The organism is Zoogloea sp. (assembly GCF_041904905.1).
Lineage (GTDB): Bacteria > Pseudomonadota > Gammaproteobacteria > Burkholderiales > Rhodocyclaceae > Zoogloea.
This window is the reverse complement of the sequence record NZ_JAYRMI010000107.1, coordinates 5,330-9,633: the sequence shown is the minus strand read 5'-3', so window position 1 is coordinate 9,633 and position 4,304 is coordinate 5,330. Positions and strand designations below refer to the sequence as shown.

4 protein-coding genes and 3 tRNA genes are annotated in these 4,304 nt (G+C 70.7%); 1 reads left to right on the top strand and 6 read right to left on the bottom strand.

The annotated features are described in order from the left end of the window. The 4 genes from ACE3N6_RS18545 to ACE3N6_RS18530 form a co-directional block, all read right to left on the bottom strand. On the bottom strand, positions 1 to 115 hold a 115-nt coding region (locus ACE3N6_RS18545), incomplete at its 3' end, for a GTP-binding protein (RefSeq protein ID WP_374247302.1). 66 nt (positions 116 to 181) lie between these two features. Then, positions 182 to 256 (bottom strand) — tRNA-Thr (locus ACE3N6_RS18540). Positions 257 to 271: 15 nt separating this feature from the next. Next, positions 272 to 345 (bottom strand) — tRNA-Gly (locus ACE3N6_RS18535). A gap of 72 nt (positions 346 to 417) precedes the next feature. Continuing rightward, positions 418 to 502: transfer RNA gene (locus ACE3N6_RS18530), tRNA-Tyr, on the bottom strand. 115 nt (positions 503 to 617) lie between these two features. On the opposite strand from ACE3N6_RS18530, the gene ACE3N6_RS18525 reads away from it, so the two are divergent. Further along, positions 618 to 1,427, top strand: a complete 810-nt coding sequence (locus ACE3N6_RS18525) for an HDOD domain-containing protein (RefSeq protein WP_374247301.1) — start codon at positions 618 to 620, stop codon at positions 1,425 to 1,427. A gap of 1 nt (position 1,428) precedes the next feature. Here the strand turns inward: ACE3N6_RS18525 and ACE3N6_RS18520 are convergent, their stop codons facing one another. Further along, complete coding sequence (locus tag ACE3N6_RS18520; protein ID WP_374247300.1) at positions 1,429 to 2,142, bottom strand: energy transducer TonB; 714 nt, start codon at positions 2,140 to 2,142, stop codon at positions 1,429 to 1,431. Next, positions 2,139 to 4,220, bottom strand: coding sequence for a TonB-dependent receptor (locus tag ACE3N6_RS18515; protein WP_374247299.1), 2,082 nt, complete (start codon positions 4,218 to 4,220; stop codon positions 2,139 to 2,141). Before ACE3N6_RS18515 ends, ACE3N6_RS18520 begins: the two co-directional genes overlap by 4 nt. Between the last annotated feature and the right edge of the window lie 84 nt (positions 4,221 to 4,304).

The following is a 4,304-nucleotide window of genomic DNA, read 5'->3' as shown; positions in this document are numbered from 1 at the left end:
TGCGCGACAGAACGGTCGTGATTGCAGCGGTCAGCGTGGTCTTGCCGTGGTCAACGTGACCAATCGTGCCGACGTTTACGTGCGGCTTTTTCCGCTCGAATTTTTCCTTGGCCATATCATCAACTCCGCAAAAAAATCAGGAAATTGGAAAACTACTTTGAACGCCGCACCATTGAATCGATGGTGCCCATGGGCAGGATTGAACTGCCGACCTCTCCCTTACCAAGGGAGTGCTCTGCCACTGAGCTACATGGGCCTCACACACGCAACCTGGAGCGGGTGAAGGGAATCGAACCCTCGTCATAAGCTTGGAAGGCTTCTGCTCTACCATTGAGCTACACCCGCGCTTTACAACGCACGACTCACAACACCGCTCGCGTCACCGCAACTCACGGACGGAGCACACAGCTAAACTGTTGGTGGAGGGGGAAGGATTCGAACCTTCGAAGGCAGTGCCGTCAGATTTACAGTCTGATCCCTTTGACCGCTCGGGAACCCCTCCAAGCGAGAAGCTGCGCATTCTAGACACCACCCTCCCGCTTGTCAAACACAATCGTCGTTTTTCTGTGTTTCGCTGTGTTTTAATCGGTGTCGACTTCCAACCCGTCGGAAAACAGATGTCTCTGGACAAGGATTTGCTGGTGGATGCGGTGCTGGCCAGCGGCGTGGTGCTGCCCGCGCCGGGGCCGGGTTTCCTGCGCCTTCGCGCCGTGGCGGCCGACGAGGATGCGGGGCCGCGGGAGATGGCCCAGGCAGTCGCCCAGGACCCGGCCATCACCGGCGCCTTGCTGCGGGTTGCCAGTTCGCCGGTGTTCCGCCCGCGGAGCGCGCCCCGCTCGGCCCAGGAGGCGATCGCCATGCTCGGGCGCACCCGCAGCCTCGCCACTGCGGCCAGCGTGGCCTTGAAGGCCCAGAGCGAAGGGCTGGACCCACGGGTGGTGGATGCGGTGTGGGCCGGTTGTGCGCGGGCTGCCGAATACAGTTTTGCGGTGGCGCGGGCCGCCCGCCTGGGGCCGCTGGCCGACACCGCCTACCTCGCGGCGCTGATGCAGGACGCGGGAATCGCGGTGGTGCTGCGGCGGACGCCCCGGCACGGGGCGCTGCTGGATGGCGACGGGCCGACCCTGGAGGCGGGAGCGCGCGCCCTCGACGCCCTCAGCGGCACCCATCACGCGGCGGCGGGGTATCTGGTGGCGCGCAACTGGAAGCTGCCGGGGAACGTCTGCGAGGCGATCCGCGCCCACCACGACCCGCGGCTGGCACGACGGCTGGGCGACGACGCGCGCCGGCTGGTCTTGCTGCTGGCTGCCGGACGACGGGTACGGGACGGGGTCTCGCCGGACTGGGTGGATTGGGCCGACGACGTGGCCGCGACGCTCGGCCTGACGGAGACGGATCTGGACGCACTGGCGGGCGACGCGCGCTGACTCAGCCGGCGTCGTCGCCCCCGAGGCGGAAGCGGATCGGCACCACGACCGACGCCTCGACGGGCTCGCCGCTTCGCCGGGCGGGCACGAAGCGCCAGTGCCAGACGGCGGTGACGGCCGCTTCGTCGAGGGATTCGTGGCCGCCGCTCTCGCGCACCTTGACGGCAACCGGGATGCCTTCGGGCGACACCCGCACGTCGAGGCGGACGATGCCCTCCAGCCCGCGACGGCGGGCGATCATGGGGTAGGCGGGCTTGGGGTTGTCCAGGTAGCGGGCGCCGAAGCTGGGCGGGGTGTAGCTTGCCGCCGACGAAGCCTGGGCCGCGACCTGGGCCGCGGGCACCGCGGCGACGGGGGCATGGCTGGATGCCGGCGCCGGGGCCGGCGCGGTGGCAATTGCCGGCGCGGGATGGTCGCTGGCGGCTTCGGCCACCAGGCGCTGCTGGGGCACCGCCGGCTCGGGGCGGGCAACGGCGCGCGGCGCCGGGTGAGGTTCGGCCGGCGTCGCCTTGTGGGGTTTGGGCTGCTGCGGTGGCGGTTCGACGCGGGGCCGTTCGGGCACGCGCTCGGGGGGGGCTTCCTGCACCAGCCGGGCCTCCAGCAGGCGGGGGGCTTCGATGGCCGGGGTGCGCATCCCGCCGCCCAACCCGAGCGCCAGCGCGTGGACGCACAGGGAGGCGCCCACCGCCAAGGTCAGGCTGCGATCGGAGATCACAGGGCCACGCGCAGCCCCAGCCGCAGGGTGCGGGGCTCCGAGGGGTGGGTGTGGATGTCGGCGACGGGCAGGCTTTCGGACTTCAATCGGGACTCGTAGTAGTAATCGATGTCGCTCACCCGGCGGTCGAACAGGTTGAGCACATCCAGCGACAGGGTGATTTTCCTGTCCAGGCGGAAGCCTACCTTAAGATTGGTCAAGGTCGAGGCGGCGGATCGTACGGAATTGTCTTCGGCCAGGGGGCGTGCGCCAAAATGTCGCAGGCGCAGCCCGCCGAACCAGCGCCCGCCCGGATCGACCGCCACCCCCACCGACGCCACGCGGGCCGGTGCGCCCGGGATGCGGCTGCCCGCGACGTCCGCGTCCCGGAAGCGGGCGCTCGACAGCGCCAGGTCGGCGTCCACGCTGACGCCGGGCAGCGGCGTCCACAGGTGGGACCACTCCAGCCCCTGGCGACGGGACGGGCGGCTCGGCTCGGTGATGCCGGCGTCGCCCACGAACAGCAGCTCGGAGGCGATGTCGAGCCGCCACAGGGCGAGCGCGGTGAGCCAGCCCGGAGCGGGCGCGCTGCGCAGGCCCAGCTCGCCGCCCCGGGCGCGCACCAGCGGCGGCACCCGCACCACCGGCGTTCCGAAGCCGGCGCTGCGCGGGTCGGGGTTGAGGCGGATGGTGGTGCCGCGGGCGTCGTTGCTGTGGAAACCGTGGCCGTAGTTGGCGTAGAGCTCGGTCTGCGCCCACGGGCCGGCGATCACACCCAGTTTGGGCGCGAGCAGGAAGGCGTCGGCCTGCCCGCTGTTGGCGGCGCCGATGGCGCTGCGGTCGCCCGTCACCTGAAAGCGATGGTGGTCCGCCCGCAGCCCGACGACGGTGCGCAGCCCGTCGCGCACCTGAATCTGGGCGTCGCCATACACCCCGACGCTGGTCTGATCCACCTTGTCGCTGCGCACCTGACCATGGCGCTGGCGCGCCTCGGTGAGGAACAGCCCGACCTGGCCGATGTGGTCGTGGCGCAGCTGGCTGCCGAGGGTCAGCTCCACCGGCCGCCCGGCCCAGTCGGCAAACCAGGTGCGGCTGCCGCCGGCACCGACGATCTGGCGGCGATCCACCTGCTCGAACTGGTCGCCCCGCACCGGGTCGTCCAGCGCGTAGGTGAAGTTGGAGAACAGGTCGAGCCCGTAGTCGATGAGGTAGGCGTTCGCCTGGCTGTGGCCGTCGGCGTCGCGCGCGGCCCACTCGCCGGACAGGCTGACGCGGCGGGTACGCCCGCCGCTGGTGGGGTCGAGGCTGCCGAAGCGGCCGATCAGGCCCTGCTCCACCGCCCGCCGGGGCACCTGATCGGTGGCCGACCAGCGGGATTCGAAGGCCATCAGCGTGGCCGCCCAGCCGTTGTCGACACTGCCGGACGACAGCCGCAGCAGGCCGTTGAGCTTGCGCAGGTTCTCCCGCTCGGCCCACGGCCCGTCGTTGTAGGCGGCCTCGACCGCGCCCAGGAGGGTTGGCCCGCCGTTGGCGAGCGGCCTCGACCCGGCCGTCACCAGCCGGTTGTAGCGATAGGGGCCCGCTTCGAGCTGCACGAAATCCGCCGGCAGGCTGCGGTGGTAATCGATCCGCGCCGACCCGGCGGCGGAGAAGTCGCCGTCGGCCGCGTGGTACGGCCCCTTCCGGTAGCGCACCGACGAGACCAGCTCGGGGATCAGCCCGTTGAGATCGGTGTAGCCCTGCCCGTGGGCGTGGCTGGGCAGGTTGAGGGGCATGCCCAGCAGCCAGGTGGCGAAGTCGGTGCCGTGGTCGAGGTTGAAGCCACGCAGGTAGTACTGGTTGGCCTTGCCGTCGCCGCTGTGCTGGGAAACGATCAGGCCCGGCACCGTCTCCAGCACCTCGGCCGGGCGCAGCAGGGGCCGCGTGGCCAGTTGCCGGGCGCTCACCGTGCCCTCGGTGGCGCTGGCGGCGAGGCCGATCGGATCGGTGTTGCCGGCCTCCACCTCGACGGTCTCCAGGGTGGGCACGCCGCCGGCCATCGCAGCCCCGGCCAGCAGCCCCGGGGCTGACCGGGCAATTAAGCAGAAAACTCTTTTCATCTTAACGACTGCCGCAAAAAACGGCGGGCTCAGCCCACCGCCTCCGGCGCCGGCGCCGGCGCCGGCGCGCGGGACAGGTGGGTG